This is a genomic window from Pseudodesulfovibrio aespoeensis Aspo-2, from assembly GCF_000176915.2.
GTDB classification, from domain to species: domain Bacteria; phylum Desulfobacterota; class Desulfovibrionia; order Desulfovibrionales; family Desulfovibrionaceae; genus Pseudodesulfovibrio; species Pseudodesulfovibrio aespoeensis.
Map to the genome: position 1 here is coordinate 3,304,754 of NC_014844.1, position 15,335 is coordinate 3,320,088.

At 63.9% G+C, this 15,335-nt stretch carries 14 protein-coding genes, 1 pseudogene and 1 riboswitch; of the genes and pseudogenes, 5 read left to right on the top strand and 10 right to left on the bottom strand.

Annotated features, from left to right (window positions below; genetic code table 11):
- Nucleotides 1–31: 31 nt before the first annotated feature.
- The 8 genes from phoU to DAES_RS15350 form a co-directional block, all read right to left on the bottom strand.
- Nucleotides 32–697 (bottom strand): phosphate signaling complex protein PhoU, encoded by a 666-nt coding sequence (gene phoU, locus DAES_RS15315; RefSeq protein WP_013515948.1) that lies wholly within the window; start codon nucleotides 695–697, stop codon nucleotides 32–34.
- A 100-nt stretch (nucleotides 698–797) separates the two neighbouring features.
- A complete protein-coding gene (pstB, locus tag DAES_RS15320) occupies nucleotides 798–1,559 on the bottom strand; it encodes a phosphate ABC transporter ATP-binding protein PstB (RefSeq protein WP_013515949.1) in 762 nt (253 codons plus the stop codon).
- A 127-nt stretch (nucleotides 1,560–1,686) separates the two neighbouring features.
- Nucleotides 1,687–2,451, bottom strand: coding sequence for a hypothetical protein (locus tag DAES_RS15325; protein ID WP_013515950.1), 765 nt, complete (start codon nucleotides 2,449–2,451; stop codon nucleotides 1,687–1,689).
- A gap of 126 nt (nucleotides 2,452–2,577) precedes the next feature.
- Complete coding sequence (locus DAES_RS15330) at nucleotides 2,578–3,537, bottom strand: glycosyltransferase (protein ID WP_013515951.1); 960 nt, start codon at nucleotides 3,535–3,537, stop codon at nucleotides 2,578–2,580.
- Nucleotides 3,534–3,872 (bottom strand): Hpt domain-containing protein, encoded by a 339-nt coding sequence (locus DAES_RS15335; protein ID WP_157864880.1) that lies wholly within the window; start codon nucleotides 3,870–3,872, stop codon nucleotides 3,534–3,536. The genes DAES_RS15330 and DAES_RS15335 overlap by 4 nt, the downstream gene beginning before the upstream one ends.
- Nucleotides 3,873–3,889: 17 nt before the next feature.
- Nucleotides 3,890–4,690, bottom strand: coding sequence for an acetolactate decarboxylase (gene budA / locus DAES_RS15340; protein ID WP_013515953.1), 801 nt, complete (start codon nucleotides 4,688–4,690; stop codon nucleotides 3,890–3,892).
- A 49-nt stretch (nucleotides 4,691–4,739) separates the two neighbouring features.
- The gene (locus tag DAES_RS15345) at nucleotides 4,740–5,285 is read right to left on the bottom strand and encodes a chemotaxis protein CheD (RefSeq protein ID WP_013515954.1); all 546 of its coding nucleotides are present in this window, start codon (nucleotides 5,283–5,285) and stop codon (nucleotides 4,740–4,742) included.
- Between the two features lie 81 nt (nucleotides 5,286–5,366).
- Nucleotides 5,367–6,524, bottom strand: a complete 1,158-nt coding sequence (locus DAES_RS15350) for an MFS transporter (RefSeq protein WP_013515955.1) — start codon at nucleotides 6,522–6,524, stop codon at nucleotides 5,367–5,369.
- Between the two features lie 134 nt (nucleotides 6,525–6,658).
- On the opposite strand from DAES_RS15350, the gene DAES_RS15355 reads away from it, so the two are divergent.
- From DAES_RS15355 to DAES_RS15365, 3 genes are all read left to right on the top strand, one after another.
- Nucleotides 6,659–7,120: a DUF523 domain-containing protein gene (locus tag DAES_RS15355; RefSeq protein ID WP_013515956.1), complete on the top strand. Its 462-nt coding sequence runs from the start codon at nucleotides 6,659–6,661 to the stop codon at nucleotides 7,118–7,120.
- On the top strand, nucleotides 7,117–7,827 hold the full coding sequence (locus DAES_RS15360) for a M48 family metallopeptidase (RefSeq protein WP_013515957.1): 711 nt from the start codon (nucleotides 7,117–7,119) through the stop codon (nucleotides 7,825–7,827). Before DAES_RS15355 ends, DAES_RS15360 begins: the two co-directional genes overlap by 4 nt.
- A gap of 154 nt (nucleotides 7,828–7,981) precedes the next feature.
- A complete protein-coding gene (locus DAES_RS15365; RefSeq protein ID WP_013515958.1) occupies nucleotides 7,982–9,193 on the top strand; it encodes a methyltransferase domain-containing protein in 1,212 nt (403 codons plus the stop codon).
- A 96-nt stretch (nucleotides 9,194–9,289) separates the two neighbouring features.
- Here DAES_RS15365 and DAES_RS15370 read toward each other — a convergent pair whose 3' ends face one another.
- A complete protein-coding gene (locus tag DAES_RS15370; RefSeq protein ID WP_013515959.1) occupies nucleotides 9,290–10,297 on the bottom strand; it encodes an HD-GYP domain-containing protein in 1,008 nt (335 codons plus the stop codon).
- Nucleotides 10,298–10,374: 77 nt separating this feature from the next.
- Nucleotides 10,375–10,505, bottom strand: a riboswitch (cyclic di-GMP riboswitch).
- 106 nt (nucleotides 10,506–10,611) lie between these two features.
- Nucleotides 10,612–11,728 (bottom strand): annotated as a pseudogene (locus DAES_RS15375) (ISAs1 family transposase).
- Between the two features lie 294 nt (nucleotides 11,729–12,022).
- On the opposite strand from DAES_RS15375, the gene DAES_RS15380 reads away from it, so the two are divergent.
- Both DAES_RS15380 and uvrA read left to right on the top strand, forming a co-directional pair.
- Complete coding sequence (locus DAES_RS15380; RefSeq protein WP_013515960.1) at nucleotides 12,023–12,394, top strand: hypothetical protein; 372 nt, start codon at nucleotides 12,023–12,025, stop codon at nucleotides 12,392–12,394.
- Nucleotides 12,395–12,503: 109 nt separating this feature from the next.
- Nucleotides 12,504–15,272, top strand: coding sequence for an excinuclease ABC subunit UvrA (uvrA, locus tag DAES_RS15385; RefSeq protein WP_013515961.1), 2,769 nt, complete (start codon nucleotides 12,504–12,506; stop codon nucleotides 15,270–15,272).
- Nucleotides 15,273–15,335 lie beyond the last annotated feature (63 nt).

Sequence of the window (15,335 nt, forward strand, 5' to 3'; positions counted from 1 at the left end):
CCCCCGGTCCGGACCTGGTCGCGAAAGAAATCTATTCCTTGCAGTTGTGCTTCATGCTCGTGCCTTCGACGATGAAGACCACCGACTCGGCCACGTTGGTGGCCAGATCCGCGATGCGCTCCAGGTGGCGCGCGCCGATGATGGCGTGCACCCCGCGCTCCACGATGCGCGACTCCGAGACCATCTCGCTGACGTACTGGCGCAGGATGGCGATGTTCAGATCGTCCGCCTTGTCGTCTGCCCGGCAGACCTGCCCGGCCAGGGAGACATCCTCGTCCACATAGGCCTTGAGCGCGTCGGAGAGCATGAGCTTGGCCGTGGCCGCAAGGCTCTCCATCTTCGGGTTGTGGGGCAGGGGCGGGCGGGTGCTCAGGAACATGGCCCGGTGGGCGAGATTGACCGCCTCGTCGCCCAGCCGCTCCAGGTTGACCGTGATGCGCTGCCCGCCGATGATGGTGCGCAGGTCCACGGCCATGGGCTGGTCGAGGGCCAGCAGCTCCAGGGTGAAGTTGTCCAGGTTGTCCTCAAGCTTATTGATGGTCGCGTCGCCAAGGATGACCTCTTCGGCCAGGTCGGCGTCGTTCTCGAGAAACGCCTTGACCGCCTTGTGGATCGCAGACTCGGACAAGGCCGCCATGCGGAGAACTTCAATTTTCAAATCTTCAAGCTTCTTGGAAAAATGTGCGCGCTGTTCCATATATTCCTCCAGATCCTGTCCCTGCACTCGAACCGGCGTCGTTAGTCTTCAATTGCTGCTGATTGCATGCAAGCCCCTGGCTGTCAACGGGTGTCGCGGCCTAGCCGAAACGCCCGGTGATGTAGTCCTCAGTCTGTTTGTTGCCCGGCTTGGTGAACATGGACTTGGTGTTGTCCACCTCGATGAGCCTGCCCATGTAGAAAAAAGCGGTGCGGTCGGAGACACGGGCCGCCTGCTGCATGGAGTGGGTGACGATGATGATGGTGAAATTCTTCTTGAGCTCGTGGATGAGGTCCTCGATCTTCTGGGTGGCGATGGGGTCGAGCGCCGAGGCGGGCTCGTCCATGAGCAGCACCTCGGGCTGCACGGCCAGGGCGCGGGCGATGCACAGCCGCTGCTGCTGGCCGCCGGAAAGCCCCAGGGCCGAGGTGTGCAACCGGTCCTTGACCTCGTCCCACAGGGCCGCTCCCTTGAGACTCTCCTCCACGGCCTGCTCCAGGAACGCCTTGTCCTTGATGCCGTTGACGCGCAGCCCGTAGGCCACGTTCTCGAAGATGGTCTTGGGAAACGGGTTGGGCTTCTGAAAGACCATGCCGATGCGCCGCCGAAGCGAAACCACATCAAGACCGGGGGCGTAGATGTCCTCGCCGTCGAGGACCATCCTGCCGACCACTTTGGTCCCGGGAATGAGATCGTTCATGCGGTTGATGCACCGAAGATATGTGGACTTGCCGCAACCCGACGGCCCGATCAGCGCCGTGACCCGGTTGGTCTGAAACTCCAGGCTGATGTTCTCCAGCGCCTTGAAGTCCTCGTAGTAGAAATCGAGATTGGTGGAAGCCACCTTGATGGCGTTGCTCATGCCGCTCAAAACTCCCCATGTGGAATGGTTGATCCCCGCCCTGCGGGACGAGTGAATCCACGCTCTCTATCCGGGCGGGGTTACGTCTGCATGACCCGTTTGTTACGATTGCGAAACGGAGTTCCGACTACCGGGCCAACGGCACTGTCAAACGCAGGGTGGAGCCGTCGCGCTTCACGACCGGGGTTCCGGTCCGGACGCCAGCCGTGTCGCGGAAATGGACCACGAACCGCATCTTGTCCGGATGCGTGCCGATGACCACATGGACAACCGGACCGCTCTCCTCACGGATAACGTTGGGCGCGGTCAGCCGCCAGGAACCGGACATGTCGAACACAAACCGGGCGGGCGAGGACAGGGCCAAATGCGCCGTGTCCCCCGCGGGCCGGTCGCAGACAATGGTCAGGACAAAACTGTCCGGGGTGGCTTTGAGGGAGGCCCCGGTGACCGTGCCGGACACGGCGGATTCTCCGGCTGCTGACGGTTTTTGGGGCGCGGAGGGCTTTTGGGGCGCACCGGCCCTGGCCGGAACCTTGGGTGCCGGGACTTTCGGGGCCGTTGTTTTCGGGCCAGAGCCCTCTGGCGCAGGGGCAATGGGCTCGACAGGCCCGGTCTGGGCTTCCTTGGGCGCGACGGCTTCGCCCGCCCGATCGGGCAGGGCCGCGTCGGGCAAGCCCTGATCGGCAGGAACTGCTTCGGGCGGGAGCAAGCCCACGGTGTCGCCGGAGATGACCGTGCTGTCCACCTCCATGCGCACCTGGCCGGGAGAGGATGACGAACCTGCGTCCGCCCCGGTGGTCAGGCCCATTCCCCCGTGCAGGATGAAGGCCACCAGCCCGGCCACCATGAGCATGGCGGCCAGCAATATGCGTTGCCCCTTGGTCTTCTTCATATATCTTCCTTGCGGCTGCGCCTTGGATTGCGGCGCAGCGTCTTCGACTGAGGACTATACTGAAATCCGGGCCGAAAGGCAAAGGCGACAGCGAGCCGCCCGACGAAAACCGCCATCCGGCCCATGCTACAGGTGCTCGTAGAACCGGGCAAGGCGATCGGCCACGATCCGGTCCGACCACCGCTCGACCATGAACTGACGCGACGCCTCGCCCACGACCCGGCAGCGGTCGCGGTCCGCGGCCAGCTCGCGCAGCCGGGCTTCCAGTTCAACCCGGTCGCGGGCCACCACCCAGGGCAGGTCGTCGGTGCCGACGAACCGGGCCACCTGCTCGCGGTTCCAGGCATCGAGCCCGGCGATGACCGCCAGCCCCTGGGAGAGGCCCTCCAGGCTGCTCACTCCGTAATACCCCTGCATGTGGTCGAACAGGACATGGCTCCGCCTCTTGCGGGCCAGACACTCGCTGTTGGGCACGTCGTCGATGAGGTCCACGGCCAGCCGGTGCGGGCCGCCCTCCATGGCCTTGACCACGGCCAGAAAATCATCGGTGTTCTTCAGATCCTTGCGGGTCGGCGAATGGCAGACCCGCAGCGGGCCGGGGCCGCCGAAACGGCCCGGCAGGGGCGTGAGCAGCGGATCGTCCACGGGCACGAGATTGGGCAGCCAGCGCGCCTCGGGCAGCAGCCGCATCAGATCCGGGGTGCTCACCAGCAGGCTGGTGCGCCCCAGCCGCCGGTACTTGTCGCGGAAGGATTGCGGATTGGTGCGGAAATCGTGATGCCCGTGGTGGTGGTGGACCACGGCCTTGCCTGCCAGATGGTCGGCGGGCAGATACGGGCCAAAAGGCTGGCGCTCGTCGCAGGTCATGTGGAAATGGAGCACGTCGGCCTCGCGCAGGAGGATGCCAAGCTCCTCGACGCCGTCCGGCCCCAGGTCGGGCAGGTGAAGGTCCTTATCCCAGGCGTGGGTGTAGCGGGTCTCCAGGGTCGCCAGCCGGGCAGTGTGCGGGGTGTGGCGGTTGAGCGCCCGGCAGAACTGGATGGCCGTGCCTGCCGGATCGTTGATGGCGAGCATGAGGATGTTCACGGGGTCTCGCCTCCAGGTGTCTCCCCTGCGCCCTGGCCGCCATAGGTCACGCGGACATTGTCCAGGAACCGGCCCACCTCGTCGGCCAGCCGGGCCGCGCCCTCCAGGTCGCCGCCAAGGGCGGCCCGCTCAATGGCCGCGCCCAGTTCCGTGAGCCTGGGGAACCCGTAGGACGCCCCGGTGCCCTTGAGCCGGTGGCCGAACATGCGCGGCACATCGGCATCGCCCTGCGCCACGGCCTGCCCGATCACGGCCAGCTCGGCCCGCTGCAGCTCGAAATACCTGGGCATGATGGCGGCCAGTTCCGGCTCGACCACCACGGTGAAACGTTTCATGCCGTCCCCGGAAGAGGTCATTGGCTTCCCGTGGCGCCCTTTTCCACCACATCCAGCTCCCCGCTCTTGTCGCCCGTCAGGTCAAGCCCGTCGAACTCCTTGGACTGGGGCAGGCGGACCGTGAACTCGCGCAGGGTGTCCAGCCGGGCCGTGGTCGGCTCGATCGAGCAGTCAAGCACGTGGCCGCCGCCCGTGCGGTCGCTGGTCAGGAAATGCCAGTGAAAGCCGGGCACGTTGACGCCCTTGACAAAGGGGGGCGAATAATAGCCGACCAGCGTGCCCTCGCCAGAGAACTGGACCACCACCTGCTGTTTGACCGCCTCGGCCAGGGGTGCGTAGGGGGTGTTCTGCCTGGGGATGGCGCGCGCCTTGACAAAGGGGAACCGACCGTCGATGCGGATGGCGCAGAACGCGTTGCGCGAGGGCAGCCCGGCCTCCACTGCAAGGTTCAGGGCTTCCAGGGAGCCGACCCTGCCCAAGGTGAGGATGGTGTCCTCCTGGAAAAAGGAAACCGTGGCAAAGGGGGTGCGCGCCGAATCAGCCGGAACCTGCGCCTGACCGCCCGCCGCCACATGATACGCCTGCCCGTCGAGGACCACCAGCTCACCGTCCAGCCCGTTAAGGGTGCCCAGGCCGAAATCGCCCTGATATTTCAGATCCTCGATGCTCATCTGGCCATCGTACAGCCCGGCCAGAAGCGCATCGATGGTGGAATACTGGAAGAGGGTGTCGCCCGCTGCGGCCACCCCGGCGGGCAAAGCCAGCCAAAGGCACAGGCACAAGGCCGAAAGTGTTCTGCATGATGATGCCAAGCGCATGTATTCTCCTTGCTGGTCAACCGTTGTGGCTGGGCACGCATTGCCCGCGCTAGAGTTTGGTGCCCGGATTGCCGCCGTTGTCCTGGCCCTCGAACATGGTCTGGTTCAGCCGCTTGAGCCAGACTTCGCCGGAATGGGTGTTGAACATGAGCTTGCGGCCCTGGTTGCCCCCCACGTCCTGGACGGCAATTTCAAGACGGGCGAAACGCAGCAGCTTGCGAGCCATCTCCACATTGCGCCGCCCGATGTCAAAGGAGGTGTACTCCATGCCGCGCACCGCGATGCCAGAGGAACCGCCAAAGAGCTTGATCACCAGATCGCGCCTGGGCACGCCGACCTTGTCCATGGTTTCGAGCATGTTCTGCAGGGCGGTGTCCACAAAGCGGCATATCTGCGGCTCGGAGCTGCCGCGCTTGGCGTCCGAACTGTCCGGGAGAAAGGCGTGACAGATGGTGCCCAGGCCCATTTTCGGCGCATGCATGGTCGCGGCCACGCACGAGCCGAGCACCGTGGTCACCAGCGTCGGCTGAACGCCGAAAAAACAGTCTCCAGTCTGGAGGAAGACCTTGGGCAGCCCCTGTCCAAGTCCTTTCATGACGAATTCCGCATCAGTGTGACAGCTTCCTTTGGTCAGGGAAGAAACCAGCGTCCAATTTGGCCTTTGGCGCGTCCCAAGTCAACCCTTGGCCCCGGCTTTGGTCAACTCCGCATCCACAAACTGGCTGAGCACCAGGGAGGCGACGCTCAAGGCCGCCGCGCCGACAAACACGGCCCGGTAATCGACGAGCCAGACCAAGCCGCCCAGCAGGGGGATGATCACGGCAGCGATGTGGTTGATGGTGAAGCCCACGGCCATGCCCGAGGCGATGTCGCCCGGATCGGCGATCTTGTGATAAAAAGTCCGGATGCCCATGGCAAAGTTGTAGAACACGTTGTTGACCACATAGAGCGCGCCTGCCAGGAACGCGCTGTCGATCAGGGCGTAGCCCAGGAATATCAGGGCCAGCCCGGCATATTCCACGCTCAGGACCGCCCGCTCGCCGAAACGGTTGACCGCCCTGCCCGTCAGGGGCGCGGCAAAATAGTTGACCACGTTGTTGGCCACGAAGAGCATGGTCACCTGCTCGATGGTGTAGCCGAACCTCTCGACCAGCAGAAAGACGGCAAAAGCCACGAATATCTGCCGTCTGGCCCCGCCCAGGAAGGTCAGGGCGTAGTAGAGCCAGTACCTGACCTTGAGGACCATCTTCCTGTCCTGGGGCGGGATGTCGATCCTTGAGGGATCGCGGGTCACGGCCCACAGGCCCGCGGCCACGGCCACCCCGCCGAGGATGGCGAACATCTCGGCATAGCCGAGCGTCCTGGCCAGGAAATAGATGCCTCCGCCCACCGCGACATTGGTCAGGGCGGCCACGCTGCGCAGCCGCCCCAGGACCAGCGGCGCTTCGGTGCGGCTGAAATACTGGAGCGTCAGCGACTGGTTCATGGTCTCGAAAAAATGAAACCCGAAGCTCATGAGCAGGGTGGTGAAGACGAGTCCCGCCGTGGTGGGCATCAGCCCGGCCAGGGCCACCCCAAGGCCGAGCACGCAGACCGACAGCGCGGCCAGCCGATGCTCGCTCATGATCATGATGACATACAGGGCGAGCAGGGACAAAAACCCTGGAATCTCGCGCACGGACTGGATCAGGCCGATGTCCAGGCCCGACAGCCCGCCCACCTCCACGGCAAAGTTGTTAAACAGGGTGCGCCAGCCCTGAAACCCCACCTGCGCGCCCACCACGAGCACGAGCAGGAAGATGTACATGTTCCGCCGTCTGTATGAATCGTCCACTGGCACCTCTGCTGCGAGGGGCACAATAGGGCTTTGACACCACAAAAATCAAGGCTAGAATCCGCCTGCGCCGCCGGGAAACCGAACCCCGGTGCCCGACCCGTGAACAGCACGCCAACCCGGAGACCACGCCAATGATGCGCCCCGCCCCGGATCACATTCTTGATGACGCCCCGCTGCTCGTGAGCGCCTGCCTGATCGGGCAGCCATGCCGCTACGACGGCGCGGCCACCCCGACCACGTGGGTCATGGACCTCGTGGCCCAGGGCCGGGCCATTCCCTTCTGCCCGGAGATCGCGGGCGGCCTGCCCACGCCTCGCACGCCGTGCGAGCTGCGCCGGGGCAAGGTGGTGGACCGGGACGGCATCGACCACACCGACGCCTTCCTGCGCGGGGCGGAGCAGGGTCTTGCCCTGGCCCGGCTGGCCGGATGCGCCGGGGCCGTGCTCAAGGCGCGCTCGCCCTCCTGCGGCCTCGGCCAGATCTACGACGGCACCTTCACCGGCCTGCTGGTGCCGGGCAATGGCCTCTTCGCCGCCCTGCTCCTGGCCCACGGCATCCCGGTGCGCACCGAGCTCGACCAGGACCGCCCGTGACCAGCTATTGCGGCCTGCCCCTGTCCATCCGCGCCCACGCCCGCGCCCGCAGGGTGCTGGTAAAACTGGTGCCGGGCCGGGGGCTTGAGGTGGTGGTGCCGCCCGGCTTCGACCCGGACCGGGTGCCCGCCATCCTCGACGCCAGACGACCGTGGATCGAGCGCGCCAGGGCAACCATGGAGGCGCGCGGCACGGACCTGACCGGACGCGCCCCGGCCCTGCCCGAAGTGGTGGAGTTCAGGGCCGCGGGCCGGACCTGCCGGGTGGACTGCCTCGACCGTCCGGGCCGGGCCACGGTGACCGAGAACGGCCCCAGGCTGATGGTGCGCGGCCCCCTCGACGACCAGGACGCGCTCGTTGCCGCCCTGGTCCGGTTCACGGTGCGCAAGGCGCGCGAGTTCCTGCTGCCGCGCCTGGACGAGGCGAGCGGCAGGCTGTCCATGCCATACTCGGCCATGCGCGTGCGTCGCCAGCGTTCGCGCTGGGGCAGCTGCTCGGCCAGGGGCGTCATCAGCCTCAACGCCAAGCTCCTGTTCCTGCCGCCCGAGCTGGTGGACCACCTGCTGCTCCACGAGCTGTGCCACACCCGCCACCTCAACCACTCCGACGCCTACTGGGCCCTGGTGGCCGACCTGCAGCCCGAATACGCACGACTCGAAAAGGCGCTCAACCAGAGCATCGCCCTGGTGCCGCCCTGGTTTTGCTGATTACCGGACCCGGTCCAAAGCCGCAGACCGTCACGGCGCGCGGGGAAGCACGGTTGGGGTTGCCTTTTCCCTTTCTTCCGTTACAATAATCCTCCACCCTCGGACATTGCGCCCCCATCCGGGCGGCGACCGAGGGCATCAGCGAGGAGACGTTGTGGCGCACATCACACAGGATTCGGTTGTCACCGCATATTTCGAGATTTCATGGGAGAGCGCGCACGCGGCCCATGTGGAGCGGTATCTGGCCCGCGAGGTCAGCTTTGTCCGCGACATCCTGCCTCTGGGGCTGAAAAGCCGCATGCGCGGGCTTGGGCCGGGCGACTCGGTGGAGCTGGCCCTCGACCCCTCGGAGATCCCCGGATTCAAGCCGGGCAAGGTGCTGGACATGCCCATCGCCCGGTTCAAGGCCCCGTTCATCCACAACCGCAAGCTCAAGCCGCGCCTGGGCCGCTTCTACCCGCAGCACCTGATCGTGGACGTCCCCGGCACCCGGCCAGACTCGGACGCCCCCTTTCGCGTGGTGGACACGGACAAGACCGGATTCAAGGCGGACCTCAACCACCCCATGGCCGGACGCGACGTGCGCGTCAAGGCCACGGTGATGGACATCCGCCCGCCCTCGGGCAAGACCGGCACCCTGCGCCGCTGGTCTGACATCCTGTTCAACGGGCCGGGCATGCAGGCCCAGTTGCCGGACACGCCCACCGACTTCTTCAGCGAGGAACCCTTTGCCAGGGCCGACGAGTCGGACGACGCCCGCTTCTACACCCGGCCAAGGCCGGTGGCCCACCTGGACAGCCAGGCCATGGAGAACCTGACAGCCACCTACGCCGCGCTGCTGACCAATGCCACGGACCTCCTCGACCTCATGGCCGGGCACGACTCGCACTTACCTGAAGGGCTGTCCCCGCGCTCGGTCACCGGCCTGGGCATGAACGCGCAGGACATGGCGGCCAACCCGGCCCTGACCGCGTCCGTGGTCCATGACCTCAACCAGGACCCGGAGCTGCCCTTTGCCGATGCCAGCTTTGACGCCATCCTCTGCACCGTGTCCGTGGAATACCTGATCCACCCCTTCGAGGTCTTCGAGGCCGCGGCCCGGACATTGCGGCCCGGCGGAATATTCGTGCTCTCCTTTTCCAACCGCTGGTTCGAGCCCAAGGTCATCCACGTCTGGAGCGAGCTGCACGAATTCGAGCGCATGGGACTCGTCAGCCAGTATTTTTCCCATTCGGGACGATTCGGCGACGTGCGCACCATCAGCGAGCGCGGCTGGCCGCGCCCCGGCGACAGCCAAGACCGGCACTTTCCCCACCAGGCGGAAAGCGACCCGGTCTACGTTGTCTGGGCGCGGTTGGAGCAGTGATCTGGAAGGGCTTCCAGACAAACACCAGCGGGGCGGGGAATGATCCCCGCCCCGCTTGTTTCAGGCTGGTTGCCGGACAAACCGCCGGGCCATGCGTCAGGCCAGCTGGGCCTTGGACAGGGTGGCGATGAGCCGCTTGAGCAGCTCGGTGTCATAGGCCCCGCGCTGGGACTTGATCCGGGTCAGGGCCTCGAACGGAGTCAGCGCCTTGCGACCCGCTGCGCCGCGCACCAGACCGTCGTATTCGTTGCACAGGGCGATGACCTTGACATAGGAGGGGAGCATGGCCCCGGACGCGCCCGACGGGTAGCCCATGCCGTTCTCGCGCTCGTGGTGGAAGAGGATGCACTGCAACGTCTCCTGGGGCAGGGGCAGGGACGAGCATATGCCCACGCCCAAGGCGGGATGGGAGCGGATCATGTCCAGCTCGGCCTGGCTCAGGGTGTCGCGCCGCCGGGTGAAGAGCTCGCCCGGCAGCTCCAGCTTGCCGATGTCATGGAGCATGGCCCCCATGCCCACGGCCACCAGCATGTCCGCGTCGTCCCTGACATAGGACGAGAGCACGCTGACTGTCAGGACCATGACCCCGATGCCGTGCTTGTAGAGTTCGCTGCCCTCGGCGATGAACCTCGACAGCTCCTTGAGGGCATCGTCTCGCGCCAGGAACCTGAGGCTGCTGGCGATGAGCGAGCGGATCCGGGCAAAGCCTCGCTTGTCCATGGATTTTGGCAGGCTGGTTTCAAAGGCTTCACGGGCCAGCGAGACCGTGGCGTCGTTCCAGGCCCTGGCCCGCTCGCGCACCGGGATGGTCTCGTCGTCCAGGAGTTCGAGCAGGTTGTCGTGCAGGTAGTCCGCGTAGCGGCGGTAGTCCTCGGCGCGCACGTAAAGGTGGTCCACGCCGAGCCGGGAGAGCCGCTCCTTGTGCTCGTCCGTGAACAACTCGCCCTTCTCAGCATAGAGAACATAGGTCTCATCCTGCTTGAGAAACAGGGAGAAGCCGCCCACCCTGGATGGTATGACCATGTACGGGGAGACCTTGAACAGGCTGCCCGTCTTCTGCTTTCCGGTATCATTGCCGTTTCCGGCGGGTGCGGTGGTTCCCATGACTCCCTCCTGGGTCGCCGGGGAAATCGCCTGGACACCGGGAAGCCGCATAGAAGCGGCCCGCCGGCGGGTGATGCTCTGGCAACCCGGCTGTCTTTGCGTACCCCTTCGCTCCCATGTCCCGGCACCGATGCCGGACAGAGACCGAAGCGGGCAAAGACCCGTGGCTTTCCGTCCCCGTCTCGCGACGGGTTTGGCTTGTCTTACCCATGACCATACGCCCGGTCGAGCGCCCTGTAAACCTCGGACATGTCTCCCCCTGATCCGGGAAAAAATCCCGAAACAGGCAGCAGTTTATCCCAGGGCAACCGCATCTAATTTCCAGTCAGCACCTTGATAAGAAACGAGTTGTCCCAGCCAGCCATTTTGCGCTTTCTCTTCATGCTGGTTTTCGTAGACTCTTGTTTCACACAATTGAGCGCTATTTTCCTCAACATTGAGAGGTTTTCCGGCGAATTATCCTTTCGTATACGACTTTGGTCCTCGCCGAAACTGACATCGAGCACCCAATGGACTGTGTTTTCTATCCCCCAGTGCTCACGGACGGCATCGCCGAAACGTTGAGCGTGCCCGTTGATACTCATGATGAAATATCTTTTTTCTATTCGATATGGTGTTGCCAACTTCGCGTTTTGATTCAACCATGCCGATGGCATTGAGATTGTCCCACCCTGTTATTCCTGCCAGAAGACCGTCACCCACAATGGTGCTGTATTCACGGGTTTCGATTCGGCCATGGCCGGAATCGATTGTCCGGCGCGTCTGATGTAGCAAAGATGTATTGACCTTGGACTCGTTAAACAAAGATCAATATATTCATAAAGTTCTGGCTGGTTCTGTTTTACGGCAAGCACATAGTCGGCTTTTTGATCCGATCTGCTTGGCTATGGCTTTTTGGCACCCCATGGCATCAATGGTGACAATTGCACCTTCAAGATGCAGCATTTCAAGCAGCTTGGGGATTGCAGTAATTTCATTCGACTTGTCATCCACTTTCACTTGGCCAAGGATAAGGTTGTCCTGTGAAAGCCATGCGTTGACCAAATGAAGAGAGTTTTTTTGCGTTGCCCTATCGAACGATCGCCGCACCGTCTTTCCATCAAACGCCACAACTTTGCCGCGCATTTCGATCTGTAGGGCCGAAAGCCAACTCGACAGCGCTTGTTGCAATTCGATGGGCTCCAGTCTGGCAAAGACGCGCGCAAACGTGTCGTGGGATGGAATGCCATTTGGAAGCTCAAGAAATGTTTTCAGCCATTTTTCCCTCGTTATTCCAAAGCATTCTATATCCTCCCACCCCTCAGCATTGGCAATAACTGCGCAAACGGCAATGACCAGTATGTCAATAAGGTTATGTTTTTTTGTCCTGTCAATTCGCGGGTCTTTGACAATGGACAGATGGGTGATCAACGACTTGTCGCAATTTGGCATCTGCACTCCCTTTTGGAGTGCACCATACACTATATCAGACTAAAATCATTATGAATGCTTTGACACATGGCATTTGAGTCAAACGAATAAATGAAGTCAGGAGGCACTTAACCGACAAAAACGCGTCAGACGCGATCCTGAGATGCGTCAGCCCTGCAGTTTATCCCATCGGCCATTGATTTCCTGCCCGGAGCCGTATACGTATATCGACACTCAGAGTCGCGCGGCCTTGATCCGACTGAATAGTTTGTCGGGATTATCTCCTGAAACCATCATGAGGCTCCACAGACCAGCATGCCCCTCACAACAACTTTCACCGTGACCGACCGGTACCTCCTGGTCATTGCGCAGGGCGCGGCGCAAACCGCCGACGAACTGACCGAGTATGCGCTGAGCCTCGTCGAAGAGGCCCGCAAAACCGGCCAGACCCGAATCCTGCTCGACGAAACCCGGGCCGCCATCACCCCCGACACCTTTGACATCGTCCTCCTGGCCGACAGGCTCGACGCATTGCGCGTGGCCAACCTGGGCATCCGCACCGCCGCCGTCTGCGCCCCGGACAACTGCGAGGTCGAACGCTCCATCGAGACCGCCCTGCGCAACCGGTCCATCAGCTACAGGGTCTTTGACGACAAAGCCGCCGCCGAGGCGTGGCTGCTGGCCTGACCGCTCGCCAGCCCCTAAAACAATTCAGACAATTATTTCCACAAACCTTGCCGGGGGGCTTTTTCATCGCGCCCCTTGCCTTCGATCTGGGAATGTTTATCATCCGGCCATGCAAAGCACCGCCCCCAAGAACGTCATCCATATAGAAGGCGCCCGGCACCACAACCTCAAGAACCTGACCCTGGACATCCCCCGCGATCAGCTGGTGGTGGTCTGCGGGCCGTCGGGCTCGGGCAAGTCCACCCTGGCCTTTGACATCGTCTATGCCGAGGGACAGCGGCGCTACGTGGAGTCGCTCTCGGCCTACGCCCGGCAGTTCCTGCCCCAGATGGACAAGCCGGACGTGGACAAGGTGGAGGGGCTCTCCCCGGCCATCTCCCTGGAGCAGCAGACCGCCACGCGCAACCCGCGCTCCACCGTGGGCACGGTCACCGAGGTCTACGACTTCCTGCGCGTCTTCTACGCCCGGCTGGGCAAATTCCACTGTCCGCAGTGCGGCAAGCCCATCGCGGCCCAGACCACGGACGAGATCGTCAACACTGTCCTGGCCCTGCCCCAGGGGACCAAGTTCATGATCCTGGCCCCGCTGGTGGAACACCAGAAGGGCACCCACAAGGACCTCTTCGCCAAGCTCAAGAAGGAAGGCTTCGCGCGCGTGCGCGTCAACGGCCAGCTTTATTCCCTGGACGGCGCGCCTGAGCTGGAGAAGAACAAGAAGCACACCATCCACCTCGTGGTGGACCGGCTCGTCATCCGCGACGCCATCGGCAAGCGGCTGACCGACTCGGTGGAGCTGGCCCTGATCCGCGGCGATGAGCGCCTCATCGTCTCGGTCCTCGACAGCGACGGACCGGGCCGCGACATCTTCATGTCCACCCTGTCCACCTGTCCGGCGTGCAAGATATCCATGCCTCGCTTAAGCCCGCAGCTCTTCTCCTTCAACTCGCCCCAGGGCGCGTGCCCCACCTGCAACGGCATCGGCAGCGTGGAATACTTCGAGCCGGATCTCATCGCGCCCAACAAGGGCCTCTCCCTCAACAAGGGCGGCGTCATCCCCTGGAAATCCGCCTACCGCCAGACCCAGTACGGCCCCATGCTCAAGAAGCTCGGCACGGCCCACGGCTTCACCCTCGACACCCCCCTGGCCGACTACACCTCCGAGGCGTGGCACGCCCTGTTCCACGGCCATGCGGCCACGGGCTGGCCCGGCGTGGTCCCCCTGCTTGATCTGAGCATGCAGCAGGCGGGCGTGTGGGATCACTGGACCGCCCAGTTCCGCCAGAGCCGGCCCTGCCCGGTCTGCGACGGCGCTCGGCTGCGGCCAGAGGCCCTGGCCGTGCGCGTGGCCGACAAGAACATGTTCGAGTTCTCCTCCCTGTCCATCCAGCGCGCCCTGGACTGGCTCGAACACCTCGAATTCATCGGCCATGAGACCCGCATCTCCGAGCCGCTGCTCAAGGAGCTGACCCACCGCCTCGGCTTCATGGTCAACGTGGGCCTCGAATACCTCTCCCTTGGCCGCAACATGACCACCCTGTCCGGCGGCGAGGCCCAGCGCATCCGGCTTGCCTCCCAGCTCGGCAGCGGGCTGGTGGGCGTCACCTATGTGCTCGACGAGCCGTCCATCGGCCTGCACCCGCGCGACAACGAACGCCTCCTCCAAACCCTGCGCTCGCTCCAGAGCCGGGGCAACACCGTGCTCGTGGTCGAGCACGACGAGCCCACCATCCGCCACGCCGACCACGTCATCGAGATCGGGCCCGGCTCCGGCTGGCTCGGCGGCGAAATCGTCTTCCAGGGCCCGGTGGACCAACTGCTCAAAGCCGACACCCTGACCGGCAAATACCTGCGCGGCGACCTCTTCATCGCCCCGCCAGATACGCGCCGCACGGCCAGCACTGTCCTGGCCCTCAGGAACGTCGCCACCAACAACCTGAAAAATCTCGACGTGACCATCCCCCTTGGTGTCATGACCTGCGTCACCGGGGTGTCCGGCTCGGGCAAAAGCTCCCTGGTCATGGACTCGCTCTACAAGCATCTGCTCCTGCACATGGGCCAGAAAGTCAACAACCCCGGCAAGATCGGCGGTATCACCGGACGCGAACTGGTCGAAAAGGTCATCTCCATCGACCAGACGCCCATAGGCCGCACCCCGCGCTCCAACCCAGCCACCTACACCAAGATATTCGACGACATCCGCAAGATATTCGCCGGATCAAAAGAGGCGCGCACACGCGGCTACCAGCCGGGCCGGTTCTCCTTCAACGTCAAGGGGGGCCGCTGCGAAGCCTGCAAGGGCGACGGCCAGATCCGCGTGGAAATGCACTTCCTGCCCGATGTCTACGTCACCTGCGAGGCCTGCAAGGGCAAACGCTACACCGCCCAGACGCTTGAGGTGGAATACCGGGGCAAAAGCATCGCCGACGTGCTCGACATGACCGTGCGTCAGGCGCGAGAATTCTTCGCCAACCACCCCGCCCTGGTGCGCCGGCTCGACGTGCTGGGCGAGGTCGGCCTTGAGTATCTGCGCCTGGGCCAGCCCGCCACCACCCTGTCCGGCGGCGAAGCCCAGCGCATCAAGATCTCCCGCGAACTCGGCAAACGCAACCTGCCCGGCGCGCTCTACATCCTCGACGAGCCCACCACCGGCCTGCACATGCACGAGGTCGGCAAACTCATCCGCGTGCTCCACGCCCTGGTTGACAAAGGGGCCACCGTCATCGTCATCGAACACAACACCGCCGTGATCATGGCCTCGGACCACGTCATCGACCTCGGCCCGGGCGGCGGGGAACACGGCGGCCAGATCGTCGCCTCCGGCACCCCCGAACAGATCATCGCCAGCCCCGACTCGGCAACCGGCCAGTTCCTGGTGTAAATGTCTCCGAAGGCCAGAACCGCATGAACGAAATCGGCCCGGCATCCACAAGGATGACCGGGC